This is a genomic window from Paenibacillus sp. FSL W7-1287 (assembly GCF_038004245.1).
Lineage (GTDB): Bacteria > Bacillota > Bacilli > Paenibacillales > Paenibacillaceae > Pristimantibacillus > Pristimantibacillus camelliae.
Genome location: NZ_JBBORD010000001.1, coordinates 1,794,914 through 1,812,244, shown reverse-complemented (window position 1 = coordinate 1,812,244; position 17,331 = coordinate 1,794,914). Strand labels below are relative to the sequence as shown.

At 44.7% G+C, this 17,331-nt stretch carries 19 protein-coding genes; 3 read left to right on the top strand and 16 right to left on the bottom strand.

Features of this window, described 5'->3' with window-relative positions; all coding sequences use genetic code 11:
* The first annotated feature begins 97 nt into the window (after positions 1-97).
* Complete coding sequence (gene pepF, locus NSQ99_RS08050; RefSeq protein ID WP_251670436.1) at positions 98-1,888, top strand: oligoendopeptidase F; 1,791 nt, start codon at positions 98-100, stop codon at positions 1,886-1,888.
* Between the two features lie 262 nt (positions 1,889-2,150).
* Here pepF and NSQ99_RS08045 read toward each other — a convergent pair whose 3' ends face one another.
* The 5 genes from NSQ99_RS08045 to hemE form a co-directional block, all read right to left on the bottom strand.
* On the bottom strand, positions 2,151-2,972 hold the full coding sequence (locus NSQ99_RS08045) for a DUF92 domain-containing protein (protein ID WP_340836098.1): 822 nt from the start codon (positions 2,970-2,972) through the stop codon (positions 2,151-2,153).
* A gap of 49 nt (positions 2,973-3,021) precedes the next feature.
* The gene (locus tag NSQ99_RS08040; protein ID WP_340836096.1) at positions 3,022-4,407 is read right to left on the bottom strand and encodes a CapA family protein; all 1,386 of its coding nucleotides are present in this window, start codon (positions 4,405-4,407) and stop codon (positions 3,022-3,024) included.
* Between the two features lie 227 nt (positions 4,408-4,634).
* Positions 4,635-6,062, bottom strand: a complete 1,428-nt coding sequence (hemY, locus tag NSQ99_RS08035) for a protoporphyrinogen oxidase (protein ID WP_340836094.1) — start codon at positions 6,060-6,062, stop codon at positions 4,635-4,637.
* A 4-nt stretch (positions 6,063-6,066) separates the two neighbouring features.
* Entirely contained in the window at positions 6,067-7,011 is a 945-nt protein-coding gene (gene hemH / locus NSQ99_RS08030; protein ID WP_340836092.1) for a ferrochelatase, read from the bottom strand.
* Positions 7,011-8,075: a uroporphyrinogen decarboxylase gene (gene hemE / locus NSQ99_RS08025; protein ID WP_340836091.1), complete on the bottom strand. Its 1,065-nt coding sequence runs from the start codon at positions 8,073-8,075 to the stop codon at positions 7,011-7,013. Before hemE ends, hemH begins: the two co-directional genes overlap by 1 nt.
* A 159-nt stretch (positions 8,076-8,234) precedes the next feature.
* Between hemE and NSQ99_RS08020 the strand changes: the two genes are divergently transcribed.
* A complete protein-coding gene (locus NSQ99_RS08020; RefSeq protein ID WP_251670424.1) occupies positions 8,235-9,461 on the top strand; it encodes an MFS transporter in 1,227 nt (408 codons plus the stop codon).
* A gap of 119 nt (positions 9,462-9,580) precedes the next feature.
* Here the strand turns inward: NSQ99_RS08020 and NSQ99_RS08015 are convergent, their stop codons facing one another.
* Entirely contained in the window at positions 9,581-10,210 is a 630-nt protein-coding gene (locus tag NSQ99_RS08015; protein ID WP_340836088.1) for an O-methyltransferase, read from the bottom strand.
* Positions 10,211-10,404: 194 nt separating this feature from the next.
* On the opposite strand from NSQ99_RS08015, the gene NSQ99_RS08010 reads away from it, so the two are divergent.
* On the top strand, positions 10,405-11,544 hold the full coding sequence (locus tag NSQ99_RS08010) for a THUMP domain-containing class I SAM-dependent RNA methyltransferase (protein WP_251670421.1): 1,140 nt from the start codon (positions 10,405-10,407) through the stop codon (positions 11,542-11,544).
* Positions 11,545-11,665: 121 nt separating this feature from the next.
* Here the strand turns inward: NSQ99_RS08010 and NSQ99_RS08005 are convergent, their stop codons facing one another.
* The 10 genes from NSQ99_RS08005 to NSQ99_RS07960 form a co-directional block, all read right to left on the bottom strand.
* Positions 11,666-13,030, bottom strand: a complete 1,365-nt coding sequence (locus NSQ99_RS08005; protein ID WP_340836086.1) for a PDZ domain-containing protein — start codon at positions 13,028-13,030, stop codon at positions 11,666-11,668.
* 72 nt (positions 13,031-13,102) lie between these two features.
* Complete coding sequence (locus tag NSQ99_RS08000; RefSeq protein ID WP_251670417.1) at positions 13,103-13,330, bottom strand: DUF1450 domain-containing protein; 228 nt, start codon at positions 13,328-13,330, stop codon at positions 13,103-13,105.
* 35 nt (positions 13,331-13,365) lie between these two features.
* Entirely contained in the window at positions 13,366-13,668 is a 303-nt protein-coding gene (locus NSQ99_RS07995; RefSeq protein WP_251670415.1) for an iron-sulfur cluster assembly accessory protein, read from the bottom strand.
* A gap of 31 nt (positions 13,669-13,699) precedes the next feature.
* The gene (locus NSQ99_RS07990; protein WP_251670413.1) at positions 13,700-13,939 is read right to left on the bottom strand and encodes a hypothetical protein; all 240 of its coding nucleotides are present in this window, start codon (positions 13,937-13,939) and stop codon (positions 13,700-13,702) included.
* Between the two features lie 149 nt (positions 13,940-14,088).
* Positions 14,089-14,919, bottom strand: a complete 831-nt coding sequence (gene racE, locus NSQ99_RS07985) for a glutamate racemase (protein WP_340836085.1) — start codon at positions 14,917-14,919, stop codon at positions 14,089-14,091.
* An 88-nt stretch (positions 14,920-15,007) separates the two neighbouring features.
* Positions 15,008-15,496 carry a YtxH domain-containing protein gene (locus NSQ99_RS07980; protein ID WP_340836084.1) on the bottom strand — a complete coding sequence of 163 codons (489 nt, stop codon included), beginning with the start codon at positions 15,494-15,496 and terminating at the stop codon, positions 15,008-15,010.
* Between the two features lie 16 nt (positions 15,497-15,512).
* The gene (locus tag NSQ99_RS07975; protein WP_340836083.1) at positions 15,513-15,944 is read right to left on the bottom strand and encodes a DUF948 domain-containing protein; all 432 of its coding nucleotides are present in this window, start codon (positions 15,942-15,944) and stop codon (positions 15,513-15,515) included.
* A gap of 146 nt (positions 15,945-16,090) precedes the next feature.
* Positions 16,091-16,723 carry a helix-turn-helix transcriptional regulator gene (locus tag NSQ99_RS07970; protein WP_251670405.1) on the bottom strand — a complete coding sequence of 211 codons (633 nt, stop codon included), beginning with the start codon at positions 16,721-16,723 and terminating at the stop codon, positions 16,091-16,093.
* A 17-nt stretch (positions 16,724-16,740) separates the two neighbouring features.
* Entirely contained in the window at positions 16,741-17,163 is a 423-nt protein-coding gene (locus NSQ99_RS07965; RefSeq protein WP_251670403.1) for a DUF86 domain-containing protein, read from the bottom strand.
* Positions 17,164-17,188: 25 nt separating this feature from the next.
* Positions 17,189-17,323 (bottom strand): hypothetical protein, encoded by a 135-nt coding sequence (locus NSQ99_RS07960; protein ID WP_285855803.1) that lies wholly within the window; start codon positions 17,321-17,323, stop codon positions 17,189-17,191.
* Positions 17,324-17,331: the final 8 nt, after the last annotated feature.

The following is a 17,331-nucleotide window of genomic DNA, read 5'->3' as shown; positions in this document are numbered from 1 at the left end:
ATGTCTTTTCCTGATAACCGCTCTCTCTAGCTCAGCTAACCTACATGCTGCAGCTGAGAAGCCGTATATCAAACAAAATGAAATAAGGAGGAATACGATGACTACTGTAAAAAAACGCGAGGAAATGGATACTCAATATCAATGGAAGCTGGAAGATATTTTTGCTACAGAAAAACAATGGGATGAAGAATTCGAAAAAGCTAAAGGCTTGATTCCTAAATTCGAGGCCTACAGAGGCAAGCTGAATTCAGCCCAAGAAGTGCTAAGCTGCTTCGAGCTGGAAGATGAGCTGTCTAAGCATTTAGAGCGACTTTATGTTTATGCCAACATGCGTTTGCATCAAAATATGGCTAATACCAAATATCAAGCTTTATCGGATAAAGCGCGCAAACTAAACGTTGATGCAAATGAGGCATTATCCTTTATTACTCCAGAAATTCTGTCCTTGTCTAATGAAGAACTGGACCGCTTAATTGCAGATCCATCCCTTAGCGACTATAAGCATGCTTTGACGGAAATGAAACGCTCCAAGGCGCATATTCTAACTCAAGCAGAAGAGGCTCTACTTGCTCAGGTTGGCAATATTAGCTCTGCACCGAGCAATGTGTTCAGCATGTTGAACAATGCTGATATGAAATTCCCGAAAGTAAAAAATGAGAACGGTGAGGAAGTCGAGCTTACGCACGGCACTTATATTCAATTCCTTGAAAGCAAAAACCGTGATGTACGTCGTGAAGCATTTCAAGCCGTTTATGCTACATACAAGAAGTTCAGCAACACACTTGGGGCTACATTTACAGCGAATATTAATAAGAACCTATTCTATACGAAGACTCGCAAGTACAATTCAGTGCTAGAAAATGCCCTTTACGGCGACAATGTGCCAACTGATGTTTACAATAACCTAATCGATACGATTCACGAGCATTTGCCGTTGATGTACCGTTACATGGAGCTTCGTAAAAAGCTGCTTGGCGTAGATGAGCTGCATATGTACGATTTATTTGCTCCACTTGTTGAAGAGTTCGACATGAATATTACATATGATCAGGCAAAGGACATCGTAACGGAAAGCTTGCAGCCACTAGGCGATGATTACCTAACCGTTTTAAAGCAAGGCTTTAATGATGGCTGGATTGACGTTTACGAGAACGAAGGCAAGCGCAGCGGTGCGTATAGCTGGGGAGCCTATGGAACGCATCCATATGTACTGCTCAACCATAAGGATAATCTGAATAGCATGTTCACATTGACGCATGAGATGGGTCATGCGCTGCATTCCTATTATTCTGACGAGGCTCAAAACTACCGCAATGCTCAGTACCCGATCTTCCTTGCTGAAGTTGCATCGACTCTGAACGAAGCATTGCTGATGGATTACTTGCTGAAAAAATCAACTGATCCGAAAGAAAAGCTTTATCTGTTGACGTATTATGCGGACCAATTCCGTACAACGGTGTTCCGTCAGACGATGTTCGCGGAGTTTGAGAAAATTGTTCATGAGCGTTCTGAGAAAGGTGAATCGTTAACACCTGAAGATTACAGTGAAATTTACTATAATCTGAATAAACTATATTACGGCGATGGTGTCGTTGTAGATGAGGATATTGCGATGGAATGGGCACGCATCCCTCATTTCTACACTAGCTTCTATGTGTACAAATACGCAACAGGCTTCTCTGCTGCAACTAGCTTCTCGAAGCAAATACTGGATGAAGGCGCTCCGGCTGTAGAACGCTATCTCAGCTTCTTAAAAAGCGGGGGCAGCGACTATCCAATAGATATTTTGAAGCGCGCAGGTGTGGATATGTCATCCCCTGAGCCAATTAAGCAAGCGATGAGCGTATTTGGAGAGCTTATTGAGCAGATGGAGCAATTAGTGAAGTAGCGAGCGCAGTTTTAGCACATTCACGGTCGCTTCGATAATGGCGTGGCTTCAATTGCTGTTGATTCCACGCCGTGTATGCTGCAAGCCTTATCGTCATCAAAGTCGAAACTACAAAAACCGTCTCTTAGTAAATGGAAGGATGACCTAACCATTTACAAGGAGACGGTTTTTCTGTACATGGACCAATATATTTCACTTGTATATAAGCATTGCTCCATTTTCCTATAAGACATGTAGAGGTTCGCTCTACACCATAACCATACTAAGTCATGATCAGTATCGATAGTATGAAAGCAATCAGTCCGGCGATGATGCTCGATAGCATGTTCACTCGATCATTGTTTAACCAAGCAGCGCCCCGTATCGAGGTCGTTCTCTGCTTACAATGCGAGGTTCGTTCTGTTTCCTTGCCGCACACGACGCAGCGATACATCGCCTGCCACTTTGCACCAAGCCATGAATCTGCAAGAGAGCCTAGTAATCCTGTCAGCGCTCCAATCCAAATGGCATGCAGTAAGGACGAATCCATAATATAAGCAGTTATACCAATCAGCAATCCACCTGCTGTAGATGCCGCTAATCCAAGAGCTGTCACTCCACCACTTGTTCCAGGTTGAACAGGTTTAAGCGTTATGACCGAGCGTGGCTGACGTTTGCTTAATGCACCAATCTCGGTTGCCCACGTATCTGCTGTGACAGCTGCCATTACGCCAACATAGGCTAGCAGCAGACCTTGCAGCTCCGTCGCAGCATAGACTACGCATAGCAAGAGACCGACTCCACCATTCGCCCATACCTGACCTGCATCACGCTGACTTCCCTTCTCGTACAATTGTTCCGCATTCTGCTTCGCTTTAGAAGACTTTCGCCATTTGGACCAAAAGCTTGAGCTTATGAAAAATACGATGAGTAATGTAAACCAGATTGGCTCTCCAAAAAGTATGAAGCTCGTTCCCATGACGATAGCAGACATCATCCCTGACTGTGACAATGACCTTGCGCGGTATGCTGCATATCCCATCAGGCCGCTTCCTACTAAACCTATTAGCAGCCGCAGCCACCATTCTGATACAATTGCAACCATTCTTTACTGCCTCTTTTCTATATTGGCCACTGCAATACTACATGATTGGCTATTGCGAAGCCGATAAATTACCTCTCTCGTCAATTCTAACATCGAACGAAACCTCTTCTAAGAAATCAAACAGCTGCTGTGATGCCTCGCCTTCAATCGGTGTCGGCTGAGCGTTAACAATTTTCATCGGTGCGAATTGCGCCTCACACTCTGCTTGTGCATTGCAGGTTGCCGTCAACACTCCTGTTTCAGCTTGCCTGCCTTTAGGATGTGCTGCAAATACAAAGTTACCTAATGAATAAGCAATCCACTTTCCGTTATACTGCTCAAAGCCTTGCAGTACGTGCGGGTGACTGCCAATCACTAGATCTGCCCCTGCATCAATATATCTTCTTGCCAAATCCAACTGATATGGCTCAGGAGAATCAGAGCGTTCAATCCCCCAATGTACGAGCACAACAGTAATATGCGCTTCATCCTCTATCTCTTCTATTGCTTGCAGCGTTTGTTCTGGTGCATAGGACTCTGCTAAGCCTGCCTGATAAGGCGTTGCCTTCCAAGTCGTGACGGGAAGCACCCTACTCGTTCCAACAAACGCAACCTTTATACCATTAGACTCCTTGATGACGGGGGCATAGGCTTCTTCTGCATTATTGCCCGCTCCTACATGCGCAATACCGTACTCATCTAGATACTTTCTCGTATCCAGCATACCATCAATCCCATGATCCAGCGTATGATTGTTGGCAAGTGACACGACATCGATGCCAGCATGAACGAGTCCAGTTAATGCTTCTGGCTTTCCTCTAAATATATACGTCTTGTCCTCAGCAGGCTGATCTCTTGTTGTAATAGGCATCTCCAAATTACCTGCAGTTAAGTCAGCTGACGTTAAATGGAATAACGCCTGCTCATAAGGGTAATTGTAGCCTTCCTGCTGCAAATAGCCATCAATATATTCTCCCTGTAATATATCACCAACAAATGCAAGTTGAACGGTCGCATCTATATTAGGCTCAGACGGAGGTGTTACAGGCTCCTGTACACCGTCTTCTCCTGTCCCTGGATGTCCGGTTATCCCACCGCCTTGGCTCCCGTCACCGGAAGCTTCTGTGCCGTCTTGCTCTGACGAAGCAGGCTCCTCAATATCAATCGCGCCTTCCGTTGTCCCGGTCACAGCATCTTGATTGGTTTCTGTTACATTCTCGCTCCAACCTGGCTCAATATCCACAACATTATGTATTATGCGTTCCTCTTTACTAAAGCTATCACTTATCGAGCTTAGCATATCCTTTATACGGTCGTATTGAAATACAAACGCGAGCCCAATAAATAATAATGCGACCAAACTGACCGATATTAATGCTGATCTTTTTCTTTTTTTCCTGTTACCCTGCGTTTGCAATTGCTGCTGTTTTCGAGACTCCACTCTTGATAACGACATGACCGCACCCCTTTGTTAACAGTGTTCATTCTCGTGGCAAGATTTTCTATTCATTATAACTTGTTCTTGAAGTCTTGAGTATCCTATATTTGTATCCTTCAGAAAAATAAAAGGCTGATTCACTACCACTAGATAGTGAAATCAGCCTTTATAATAGAGATTGTTCAAAAGTCCCTCTTTGATCAAAAAGCAGCATTGAATGTTATGCGACATCGAATCTTGTAGCGTTATGATTTATGGGCGATATAGTCCAACATCAATCGCGCAGCTTCTTTCCCTTGACGAATACAATCCGGTAATCCAACGCCGTCAAAGGCTGCTCCAGTTACCCACACGCCAGGCAGCTTTTCATTCAGCTCTGTTCTCAGCTCACGAATTGCTTGCACATGACCGACTGGGTATTGTGGCATCGAACGATTTAAGCGCGTAATCTCCGTGAAAATCGGTGTTGCCTTTAATCCAATGGCCTTCTCAATATCTTCACGAACAGCTGCAACTAACGCTTCATCATCTAGCTTGATCGACTCTTGATCCTCTGAATGCCCTACGTAGCATCGCACTAGCACTTTATCATCAGGAGTGGAATGGAGCCATTTATTAGAAGTCCAGGTACATGCGGTAATACGCAAGCCTTCAGAACGAGGGACTAAAAAGCCAGACCCGTCAAATTGCACATCGATGGTCGATTTATCGAAGGCTAGCACAACATTTGCTACTGAAACATAACGTATCGCTTCTAGCATGCGATTTTCGATATGTTCCTTAAGCAGATCATGGGCAGCATATGCAGGTGTCGTCACGATGACAGCATCTGCTTGCAGCTTTTGACCGTTAGATAGTGACAGCTCATAGCCTCGAGCCTGCGGGTTCAACGCATCTACCTTTACACCTGTATGTATCGTGATTGACTCCAGCTCTTTTTTTAGTGCCTCAACCATCGTTGTTAGGCCTTTTCTAAATGTCATAAAGGTTGCCGGAGGCTTCCCTTTATTCTTCTCTGCCATAAGCGCTCGCTGATGACGCGAGCCTAATATGATGCTGCCATGCTCCTTCTCATACTGTGCAAACTGTGGGAATGTTGCCTGAAGACTTAGCTTGTACAAATCTCCCGCATAGATGCCTGCCAATAGCGGTTCTGCTATATGCTTTACGATCTCATCGCCTATTCTTCTAGCTAAAAATCCGCCCAGCGATTCATCATCATCCTGTGGCTGAGGTCGCTTCCACACATCCGCAAGCGCAGTTAGCTTGCCTTGCCCGCTCACGAGGTCAGACTCTAGAAAGGGCAATATACTCGTAGGGATGCCTAGCACGAGCCCCTTTGGCATTGAATGAAGTTTACCATCCTTCATGATATAGGTTTTTGCAGCTTTCGTATTTGTCGGAACCAGCTCTTCCTCAATCCCAAGATCATGTGCCAGCTCGATGATCGGTAGCTTTCGTGATAGAAACGAATCCGGTCCCTTTTCTATAACAAAGCCATCTCTATGCAGCGTATTAATTTTACCTCCGAGCTGTGGTCCTGCTTCTACTAGCTCGATTTGGATTGATCTTCCTTGCTCCTCCGCCATTTTACGCAAGTAAAAAGCGGAGCTCAGTCCACTGATCCCCCCGCCAATTACGACAATCGTATCAATTGATTCTGCACTCCGCATATACTCAATCCTTTCCTAGCTGTTCACGGACAGTTACAACCGATTCGGCCAACGTTTCCATGTACAGTGGATCTGTGTTTAACATTTCAATTCGATCAAATGCAATGCCAAGCTCTGCTGCCTTTGCCTTTGCTTCAATATCGAGATCATATAGTACTTCCAGATGATCGGACACGAAGCCGATAGGTGCAGACAGAACCGCCTTGTATCCTTCTTGTGCGACCCGTTCCATCGTATCTAGAATATCTGGACCAAGCCATGGCTCGTTGGTACGACCAGCGCTCTGCCATGTAAATTCCCAGTCTTCGATTTCTGTAGCTTCTGCGATTGCCTCGGACGTATTTAACAGCTGCTGCTCGTACGGATCGCCAAGCTCTCTAATTTTTTCTGGTAGGCTATGTGCACTAAATAACACCTTTACCGGCTTCTCTCCACTTAGTGGAAGCAGCTGCTCATGCACCTTGTTGACACGATCGGAAAGCGCACTAACCAGCTTCGGATGCAGATGGTAGGAATGAACGAAGCACATTTTAATACCTAGCTCCGTAGCCTTCACCTGTGCTCGCTTAATATATCCACCGACACTCATCACAGAATAATGCGGTGCAAGTACAATACCAACCGCTTGTGTGATGCCTGCTTTTGCGATTTCCTCTATGCCATCTTCAATAAACGGCTCAGCATGCTTCAAGCCCTGAAAGCATTGATAGCGGCCAGGTGCAATCTCATCCAACTTGGCCTGCAGCCCTGCAACCTGAGCATTCGTATTTTCACGTAAAGGGAATACACCACCTACAATCGCTTCATAGCGATCCTTCAGCTCTTGAAGCTGCTCCTCTGTTGGAGGATGACCTCGGCGAATATGTGTGTAGTATGCTTCGACGTTATCTAGCGATGTCGGCGTGCCATATGACATGACGAGCACACCTATTTTTGATGCTTGCACCATTATGATTTAGCCTCCTGTTTCTGCTTTGCATATGCTTGATCTGAATAGTCATGGATGAATTCGGTTAATGCTTTTAGCTTATCCAGTGATGCCTCAGGGTACAGTCCATGTCCCAAATTAAAGATATAGCCGGGCTCTTGTATACCTTGATCTATGATCTCTGCTGCTCGCTTTTCAATTACATGCTGCGGTGCCTGTAAAATCGTTGGATCTAAATTCCCCTGAACCGCTACTCGATGGTCAAGTCTGCGTCTACCTTCCTCTATGGAGATTCTCCAATCCAGGCCGATCACATTAGCTTGAACGTTCTTCAGTTCAGGGAGCAGCTCTCCGGATGCAACTCCTGGGAAATAAATTTTTGGTTGTGGCAGATCACTCAGCTCTGCAAAGATTCGTTCAATCGTAGGCAGCACAAACGTCTTGAAATCCGCTGGTGTTAGTGCACCTACCCAGCTATCAAACAGCTGAAATGCTTTTCCGCCCGCTGCGATATGTGCTCGCAAATATGTAATAACCATGTCACCAAGCTTATCCATTAATTGAAACCAAACGTCAGGAGCACTATACATGAGCTCCTTCGTGCGGAGATAATTTTTCGATGGCTTGCCTTCTATTAAATAACTAGCAATCGTAAATGGCGCACCCGCAAATGTAATCAGTGGTACCTTGAGCTCGCCTGCTAATATTTTAATCGTCTCAATCACATGCGAAAGATCGCCCTCCACATCAATTGGCTTCAATCTTGCTACATCTTCAGCCGTACGTATCGGGTTGTAGATCACCGGTCCAACATTCGCTACAATATCAAAATCAATACCTAGCGATGCGACAGGGTTCATAATATCTGAATATAGAATTGCAGCATCGACTCCGAGTTTTTTTACTGGCATCATCGTTACTTCTGCCGCTAGCTCAGGCTGCTTGCAAATTTCCAGCAAACTATATTTCTCTTTAATCTTGCGATATTCAGGATCATATCTCCCAGCCTGACGCATATACCATACCGGCACACGTTCAACCTTTTCTTTCATACAAGCGCGTAAAAACAAATCATTGTATGTCATGAAGACCCTCTTCTCACTTTATATTCATTTCTTACTCATTATGCCCCATTTCACTTGGTACTAACAACTCATCGTTGCAGATTCCTTTGACAATCCAATGACATTTGAGTTAAATGCAGCGTATAAAATATTGTTTTGCAAACATGCTATAATAATAGTATGGAACAATGGAAAAAGAATCTTATCGTCTTATGGTTTGGTCAGTTTCTAGTAATGTCTGGCATGACTATGATTATGCCATTTTTGACCCTATATTTGCAAACTGATCTAGGCCTGAGTGATCCCCATGCAATCGGGATATGGGCTGGAGCGATTTTTGCCAGTAACTTTGTTACCGCCTTTTTATTCCAGCCGTTATGGGGTAAACTGTCCGAACGCTATGGCCGTAAGCTTATGCTACTGCGTTCAGGCTTCGGTATGGCGATTGTCATGTGCTTGATGGGCTTTGCCGCAACACCGCTCCATTTACTGCTGCTGCGATTGCTCAACGGTGTCATCTCAGGCTTTAACCCTGCTTCAGTAGCTCTTGTCTCTGCCACAACACCTAAAGAAAAGCTTGGATTCGCTATGGGAACGCTGCAATCTGGAGGAATTGCTGGTACGATTCTTGGTCCGCTTATAGGTGGAATTCTTGCAGATGCGATAGGCTATCGTTTTATATTTTATATTACAGGTGCCTCGATCTTTATTGCGACAATGATCGTTTTATTCGTCGTAAAGGAGCGCTTTAATCGCAAGGAAGCGTCTAACACTGAGCAAATGTCCGTGCTAGCCGGATTCAAGCAAATCATCGCAGTGCCTCAGATTATGGCATTGTTTATGATTACGGTTTTGATTCAATTTGCTAATATGAGCCCTATGTCGTTAATACCGCTCTACATACAGGAGCTTAATCCTGAATTAGTCAATATCGCTTTCTTCGCAGGGCTTGTAAGCTCGGCCACCGGGCTTTCCAATATGCTCGCCTCACCCGTGCTTGGCAAAATTGGTGATCGCATTGGTGCAGAAAAAATATTGCTCATCAGTCTAGTTGGAGCAGCAGTCAGCTTTATTCCCCAAGCCGTCGCTTCAGATGTTTGGCATTTATTAATTGCCCGCTTCTGTCTCGGTTTTTTCCTAGGAGGTCTCGTGCCGACAGTCAACGCTTTGCTTGGCCAATACTCTCCTAGAGGTATGGAGACGCGGACCTACAGCTTCAATAGCAGCTTTATTAGTCTAGGCAATGTGATTGCCCCCGTTGCTGGCGGTGTTGTATCTGGCTGGATTGGTATCGATGGACTATTTATTATTTCAGCTGTATTAATGCTGGTCAATGGAATTTGGGCTTGGTACTCCTTGATAAACCAGCGAGCTAAGCTAAAACTAAAAAGGCAGGAAAAGCACTAGCTCGAAGCTGCCACTACCCTTAACCCTTTAACAGCTAAGCCTGCTGTGCCGATAAGCGCACAACTTGCTTAGCTGTTTCACGTTTATAAGTTAGAATAATCTATCCTCGCTAGTCTGTACTAAAGCACACGCGCGATTGCCAATCCGTCATAGCCTGGCAATATCGTGCTCTGCAAGCGAGCGTCCCTTACAATCGTTTCGTTGAACGAACGTACAGCTTGAACAGCAGGTCCTTGCTTGTTCTCATTAATGGTACGACCGCGGAGCAATATATTGTCTGCTACGATGATCGCACCTGGATCAGCCAATCGAATGGCATATTCTAAGTAAGCTGGATACCCTTCCTTATCCGCATCGATAAAGAAAAATTGAAAGCGTTCATTCCGCTCGACAAGCTGCTCTAGGCTAAGCTTAGCGTCACCAATCATATAATCAATCTGCTCTCCAAAGCCTGCCTTTGTTACATTGGTTTTTGCCACCTCTGCAAACTGTGGCAGCAGCTCTAGGCACGTTAATCGTCCTCCCTGCTGCAAGCCACGCGCGATGCATACTCCGCTGTATCCGCCTAGGGCACCGATTTCTAGCGCATTCGTTACGTTGTTCATACTGACTAGCATCGTAAGCAAGCGTCCATAGCCTTGAGCCACTGCTATATCAGGCATTCCTGCTGCGCTCGTTGCTTCACGAATGTTCTCTAGGATTTCATCTTGTTCAAATAAACTGTCGATATATTGTTCTTCATTCGTCACGTTAGCGATTCCTCTCATTCTGCACTTTGTCGATTTTCCACAAATATCTATCATTAGTCTAACGTTTATTGTATGATTTTATAGTCGCTGTGACAACATTACTGAATCAAGCTTTGTTATTTGAGCAAGATACAGTAAAATAGCATTTAGCATAGAAGTTCGATCTACTTTATAAAGAAATGAGTGTTGCATATATGGCTGAATTGAATTTAATTGCTACAGCTCCAATGGGACTTGAATCGATTGTTGCTCGTGAGCTGAAGGAGCTTGGATATACGGATACCGTTACCGAAAACGGTCGAGTGAACTTTAAAGGTGATTTCATCGATATTGCACGTGCTAACCTATGGCTGCGTACCGCTGGACGTGTACTCATTAATATGGGCCGGTTCAAAGCGACAACCTTTGATGATTTGTTTGAAGGTGTAAAGGCGCTAAACTGGGAGGACTGGATTCCCGCTGATGCAGAATTTCCGGTAAATGGTCGCTCTCATAAATCCCAGCTTACAAGTGTGCCTGCTGTGCAAGGTGTCGTAAAAAAAGCGATCGTTGAAAAGCTTAAGGAGAAGCACGGCGTTGAATGGTTTTCTGAGGATGGTCCTCTCTATGTTATTGAGATAACCCTTCTTAACGATGAAGCGTTGCTGACAATTGATACTTCTGGCTCAGGATTACATAAGCGCGGCTATCGTAAAGCCGCAACAGAAGCTCCGCTTCGTGAAACGATGGCTTCTGCTATTGTTCAGTTATCTCGCTGGAAGCCAGATCGACCGCTTTATGATCCTTTCTGCGGCTCAGGCACAATTCTCATTGAAGCAGCTATGCTGGGATGGAACATCGCTCCTGGACTGCGCCGCAGCTTCGATTCCGAAAATTGGCAGCTTGTTCCTGCCGAGCTATGGGACAGAGCACGTGATGAAGCCTATGATTCAGTAAAGGATGATATCCCACTAAACATCATGGGCTCGGATATCGATCCTAATGCAATCGAAATCGCGCAGCAAGCGATTCGTCGTGCTGGCTTTGGCAAGGAAATTAAGCTGCAGGTGCTGCCTGTTTCTAAGATTAGGCCTCAAGGAGATTACGGCGTAGTCATTACGAATCCACCATACGGTGAGCGCTTAGGTGATGAGACAGAAGCTGAGCTAGCGATGCGTCAGCTCGGTAAAGTGACGCTATACTATCCAACATGGTCTTACTTTATCTTTAGTCCATCAACAGATGTCGAGCATTATATGGGCAAGGTTGCGGATAAGAAACGCAAGCTGTACAACGGACGAATTCAATGTAACCTCAACATGTTCTTCGGACCGCTTCCACCGCGTACCCCATAGGCTTGTGTCATACCCGATAAGCTTGTGTTAATGGTACTCTAACACTAATAAAGGATGCTTCCGTCAACGGCTGTGACGGGAGCATCCTTTTCTATTTGCACACTTTTTGGTAATAATCTAGCTAGTGCTGTTCAATCCAGCTTAGTACATCTTCAAAGTGCTCTACGCCAACGATATTGAGATGCGGAGCTGCGGCTTTAGCTGCTTCCATTCCAGCCAGCGGGACAAAAAATACATCTGCATCCGTACGTCCTACAGCATAGGCCTTTTGCGGAATTCCACCAACCATTCCTATACTTCCATCTACCTCAATTGTACCTGTTCCCGCTATATGTAACCCCTTCGTCACATCAGCTGAAGTCAATTGATCATACAACGCCAAAGTTAGCATTGCACCATGAGAGGGCCCGCCAGCGTGCGCAATATACGCTGCAAGACTAATATCGAGCTCCAAATCGATATGATAAGCATCCTGTACTGCTATGCCTAATACCGGGCGCTGCTCATCTTCACTTGCCGGCATCGTACCAACGACAACCTTTTTACGCTCGTTCTGTCTTAGCAGCTGCAGCTCGACTTCCTCACCAGGCCTTACATATCCAGACATATACTCCAGCAGTTCATCGCGGTGCACAATTTCTACCTGATTCACTGCCGTAATAATATCACCAGCCTCTAATACTCCATCTGCAGGTGACTGTGTCATAATGGCTGCAACCTGTACTCCATCATAGTAGATGGCTTGGCCTTTGCCTGCTTGCTGCCAAGCAACAGCTGCAGCCAATTCGTTAGCGTTGTTTTTCATTTGTACGACTTGACGATAGGTTTCGTTAATGCTCGGTTCATTCTCAGCAGCTTTTTCCACCACGATCTGCTGTAAAAGCTTCTCATACAGCCAATCAATCGGAAAAGCTGGACGTTCAAATACAAGAACACCATCGATCCACCCATTCGTACGCTCATCCTGAGCTAGCTGCAGCTGTGCATAGCTATTCATATTCATCGTCATGCCAGGATAGGTTACGTTATACCCTGTCGGGCACAGCAATACAAGCAGGGCTAGAGCGTAAGCTAATCCGCGCCATAATAATCTTTTTACGCCTAGCCTGTAATAAAGCGTTAAGCCTATGGCCAGTATAACGATCGCGAGCAATATAGCAGCAGCTGCTAAATATTGCAGTGGCTGTGACAGCAGTACAATCAATGCTGCAGATCCTGCCATAATTATGATCTGCAAGAAGCTGTTTACTTCCCTTTTTGCCGTTTGCTCATTTTTCGTCTGGCGCCACGATAGCCAAGCGCCGATAAGCCAGCACAGTGGAATGAGCAGCAGCACATAATATAGCCAGTTAATAACCTCAATCCATTCCAGCTGTGCGGACATAACATATGGAGCTGGAAGCCATATCAATTGAAAGGCAATTACAGCGACCAATAGTCCAATCAAGCCGCTGTAATACCAACGATTGCTTTGTTTACTCATCATTACCTGCACTTTCATTTGAAAAAAGCCCTTCAGCTTATGGCATGCCGTAAGTGAAGGACTTTTCTCGAGCTATTATTTTTTTACGTACGTCATTGCTTTTTCAATGGCTTCATCTTCCGTTGCGCCCTTCACATATCGACCGTTTACAAATACAAACGCAGTACGCTTACAAGGACCGCAATACGATTTACAGCCTATCTTAATTTCAGTGCCAGGAACTAGCTTTTCAAGCTTGGCTACTGTTCTCTTCATCTGCATATGTCTGCATTTATCGCAAACTCGTATATCATTTGTCGCCATGTTTCCTCTTCCCATTCTGTCCATCTTTTTGCTAATTAATGATCCCCGTGGTTTCCTTTTGAAGGGTTTGTAATAACAAAGCCTTCTTCTGGTAAGTAAAAGTAATCGACGCGTACGCCATCTAAAAATTCATTGCCTTTTTCAAGAATAACATCAATTCCACTATCCGTCGATACGACAACATCAGCTTCCGTAGGATTGTCTACTCCTAGACCATAGTGTGCATGGTCACCGTGCGCATGGGTAACAAATACACGCAGCAGCTTGCCTTCACTTTCTGGCTTGTCCAGCTCAGTTTTTATCACTTTCGCTGCATTTCTTGAGATTTTGCATTTCATAGCTTGTCCGCTCCTTATTCTTCTGTCTCTGTTACGTTCTAGTTATATTATACTTCTTAGCCATTCTGCTAGCAAACGCTTCTGCAATAATCATTGTGAAAGCAATATCGTCCACTGGTATAAACGGCATAATATCCGGACTAATCCAATAAACAGCAACAGGAATGAGAAACAACAGCTTTTCCCATAAAGCTACGCGACGTGAAGTAATTAGCTTATAAATTAATGAGAATGTTGATCTCCAATGTCTTAGAGAAAATAGCTTTTTCATTGTCTTTCACTCCTTAGCGTCGTTGTTGTATATATTTGTTGCCATTATATATCAACCACAACTTCACATACACTAGACTTCGATCCTCTATACAACAACGGTCAGCCTCTGCATTTGAAACTGACCGTTGGTTGGGTAATATACATTCATTAAGCAGAATGATCGACTCTACTGTACGTTCTTTTTCTCGCGCCTAGCTCTGCTGCCAGCCATTCCTCTACAATAGCTTGAAATGAGTCCACATTACCACTACATAAAAAATGATGAATGATCTTCGTAGATCCATGTATTATTGCTTTTGCTTGATCCTCAGCCTCATTTTCGGCTACGAGCTTTTGTGCTTGACGCGCAGTTTCCTCTGCAGAATGAATAAGCCTTACGTTTTCGCCCATCACTTCAGCAATAGTATCTGCAAGAAATGGGTAGTGTGTACATCCTAAGATTAAACAATCTATTGGGTATGAGCGCATATGTCCAATTGCTTCATATACAACGTGATATGCCTTTGTACTATGATACTCTCGTTTCTCAACTAATGGCACAAATGCCGGACATGCTTGCGTAACAATTTGAATATCCTTCGTATAGGCAAGCAATGCCTGATCATACGCCTTACTCTTTATGGTGCCCTCCGTACCTATTACACCGATGTAACCGGTTTGGGTAGCTTGCAGTGCAGCTTTAGCTCCTGGCTCGATTACACCAATAATTGGAACGTTTAGTGAGCGTTTTAGTTTATCCAATGCGGCGGCAGTTGCTGTATTACATGCGATAATGATTAATTTCGGGTCATATCGAAGCAGCTTATTTACTATTTCTTCTGTAAAGCTAACAACCTCTTCCGTTGGTCTAGGTCCATACGGAGCTCTTGCTGTATCACCATAATATACAATCATTTCCTGCGGCAGCTGCTTAAGCAGCTCCTTCACTACTGTCAATCCACCTACGCCAGAATCCAACACCGCTATCGGACGTTGCACAACCCCACCACTTTCTTCTTAACTCTGCCCTGTAAGTAGTATTCAACATTCCGAGTTGCATTGCAAGCCCAATTATAGAAGACTTGTTTTACTGGACAACAGCTAGTTTCTGCTTCGGTTCGTCGGATTGTTCTGAAGCTGTTGTCGCTTCCAGCTCTGCTTCTTTTGCTTCAGTCGTTTGCGTCTCTGCATGCACTTCAGCAGCTGTTTCATTTAGCTCATTATTATCCGTTTCTGCTTCTGTCGTACTAGCTTCATTAGCTACCACATCTTCTGTATTGATTTCATTTGTTTTACCGCCTTTAACATAGGCTACAGCCTGCTGAACGCCTTGCTTCGTATTCTCAACTAATTTCACAGCGCGGTCTTCAACCTTTTTACTTACCTCGTAAACTGTTTCGGAAACATGATCAATCGCTTCAGAGCCTGCTTCCACCACTTTTGCTGTACCAGCCTTAATATCACCGCGAAGCTCTTTCCCGCTTTTAGGTGCTAACAGCAATGCTGTCACACTACCTACAACAGTACCTGCTACCGCACCTACAATAAATGCAACACCTTTGTTTTTGAAAGCCATATTTATTTCTCCCTTCTCACTTTTCACTTTTTGTACGACCATCCTGCCAAAGCTGCCATGCCGACATTGCAAGCTCTGCCCATTGCATCACATCGTCCAGCTGTTTATTTTCTTTCTCTACATACATGGTAGCTCGCTTTGCAAACTTATCACTTACTTTTCTAACTGAAACGGCCGTTTGCTCCATGCTCTGTCCTATCGTTTTAGCTGCCTCTGCTACATGATTTACCGCTGAAACGGTCTTTCCAATCTCTTTGACGGTATAATCTGTCGTTTCAATCAACGTGCTGCATTCCGTAGCTAATCGATTCAAATCACGCTGCATCTCGGTGGTTCTTCTCATGATGACACTTAACCTTAACACAAGCATACGCAGCGTAATGATGACCGCACAAACAGCGATGACAACAGCTGCTGCTATAATTAGCAAGCTATGCTCTATCGGCATGACTACTCCTCCCTTGCAGAAACTTTACTAGACATCTGCCCAGTCGCGTACCACATTATAATCAGATTGGGCTTGTCCTGACACAATATTCCACAAAAAAAACGCATGGCGGTTACCGCCATGCGTTCTTAATGATTACTGCTCTATTATGCTTTTGTAGATATCGGTATACGATAATTGCATTTAGTACCGCCCTTGGACAAGCACTCCACCCGCTCCACCGGAGCATCCAACAGCTCTTGGAACAATTCCAGCTCACATTGACATGCTTGGTAGTATTGGTCAGCCACACCTTTTATCGGGCAATTATATTCTTCGATATAATAGTAAAGCTCATCCTGCTTCATTTCTGCCATATAGCCGCCTGCCTGCTGAATCACTGTTAATGCTTCAACCTTACTAGCCAGGTCCTTGCGCTTCATGCTTGCGGCATAGCGCTGCTTAAGCTTTTGCTTTCTGCCCTGGAACATGCGATCGATATAAGGCTTCGTATCTGGATCATCCTCCAGCTCACGAAGCAAATCAACAGCAAGCAGCTGATAATTTCTAGGAAACAGCTCCTCTGCCTTTGCGGTTAGCTCATAAGCATGAAGCGGTCTTCCCATTGCTTGCTTGATCGAAATAATGTCTACATAGCCTTGTTTCGAGAGCTCATGCATATGTCTGCGAATAGCCATTTCAGTTAATCCGAGCTGGTGAGCTATTGCGCTGATCTGCATTCGTCCTTGACTACGCAGCTTGTAAATAATGGCGTCTCGAGTCGAACCAGTTTGCTTCATGATAGCTCACCCTCATCCTATACTAACTCTGATGCTACATATTGCTCGACCGCTGCTTTAAAATCATTGAGCAGCTGTGGGAGCTGTTTGACTAACGGATGCAGCTCATCAGACTGCCATTCATAATACTCTTGGACTAGCGGACGACGTAAGCGAACAAGTTCAAGTAATACTTCCTTCATACCGTCTGGATATACACCTTCACCAGCTGTAATCTCTACAATATCCTCATAGCTGGAAGCATCACGCATAAGAAATCCATCAATAAGATAGCTGCCTACATCCGTAACAACCTCGATCGCGATATGCAATGCACGTTCCTGAGCCAGACGCTCAATCGCAGAGCCTGTCCAATTTTGCTGCAGCATATTCATCGTATCCGTTAAAGCGGGTATTACAGCTAAACGTATCGATATCTGCTCTTGATTTACGTAATACACGAATTTATCGCCACCTTTTCCGCTGCTATTGCTTTTCAGACCGTTCTTTCTGTTCTTGCTGTTCTTTCTTCTTTCCTTTGCGCTTTAACCATACTCCCATCACTATGCAGCTTACAATGATGAGTACAAGATAGGTCGCCATTTCATAAACTTCACGCATCGTTCTGC

What these genes read in the sequence shown, in the direction of transcription:
- NSQ99_RS08045 (WP_340836098.1), bottom strand. Translation starts at nt 2,972, where the DNA reads ATGGTTGCAATTGTATCAGAATGGTGGCTGCGGCTGCTAATAGGTTTA.
- NSQ99_RS08005 (WP_340836086.1), bottom strand. Translation starts at nt 13,030, where the DNA reads ATGATGAGTAAACAAAGCAATCGTTGGTATTACAGCGGCTTGATTGGA.
- NSQ99_RS07995 (WP_251670415.1), bottom strand. Translation starts at nt 13,668, where the DNA reads ATGAAATGCAAAATCTCAAGAAATGCAGCGAAAGTGATAAAAACTGAG.
- pepF (WP_251670436.1), top strand. Translation starts at nt 98, where the DNA reads ATGACTACTGTAAAAAAACGCGAGGAAATGGATACTCAATATCAATGG.
- NSQ99_RS08000 (WP_251670417.1), bottom strand. Translation starts at nt 13,330, where the DNA reads ATGGCGACAAATGATATACGAGTTTGCGATAAATGCAGACATATGCAG.
- NSQ99_RS07970 (WP_251670405.1), bottom strand. Translation starts at nt 16,723, where the DNA reads ATGAAGCAAACTGGTTCGACTCGAGACGCCATTATTTACAAGCTGCGT.
- NSQ99_RS07975 (WP_340836083.1), bottom strand. Translation starts at nt 15,944, where the DNA reads ATGCCGATAGAGCATAGCTTGCTAATTATAGCAGCAGCTGTTGTCATC.
- NSQ99_RS08040 (WP_340836096.1), bottom strand. Translation starts at nt 4,407, where the DNA reads ATGTCGTTATCAAGAGTGGAGTCTCGAAAACAGCAGCAATTGCAAACG.
- NSQ99_RS07980 (WP_340836084.1), bottom strand. Translation starts at nt 15,496, where the DNA reads ATGGCTTTCAAAAACAAAGGTGTTGCATTTATTGTAGGTGCGGTAGCA.
- hemE (WP_340836091.1), bottom strand. Translation starts at nt 8,075, where the DNA reads ATGACATACAATGATTTGTTTTTACGCGCTTGTATGAAAGAAAAGGTT.
- NSQ99_RS08010 (WP_251670421.1), top strand. Translation starts at nt 10,405, where the DNA reads ATGGCTGAATTGAATTTAATTGCTACAGCTCCAATGGGACTTGAATCG.
- NSQ99_RS07990 (WP_251670413.1), bottom strand. Translation starts at nt 13,939, where the DNA reads ATGAAAAAGCTATTTTCTCTAAGACATTGGAGATCAACATTCTCATTA.
- NSQ99_RS07960 (WP_285855803.1), bottom strand. Translation starts at nt 17,323, where the DNA reads ATGCGTGAAGTTTATGAAATGGCGACCTATCTTGTACTCATCATTGTA.
- hemY (WP_340836094.1), bottom strand. Translation starts at nt 6,062, where the DNA reads ATGCGGAGTGCAGAATCAATTGATACGATTGTCGTAATTGGCGGGGGG.
- NSQ99_RS08020 (WP_251670424.1), top strand. Translation starts at nt 8,235, where the DNA reads ATGGAACAATGGAAAAAGAATCTTATCGTCTTATGGTTTGGTCAGTTT.
- hemH (WP_340836092.1), bottom strand. Translation starts at nt 7,011, where the DNA reads ATGGTGCAAGCATCAAAAATAGGTGTGCTCGTCATGTCATATGGCACG.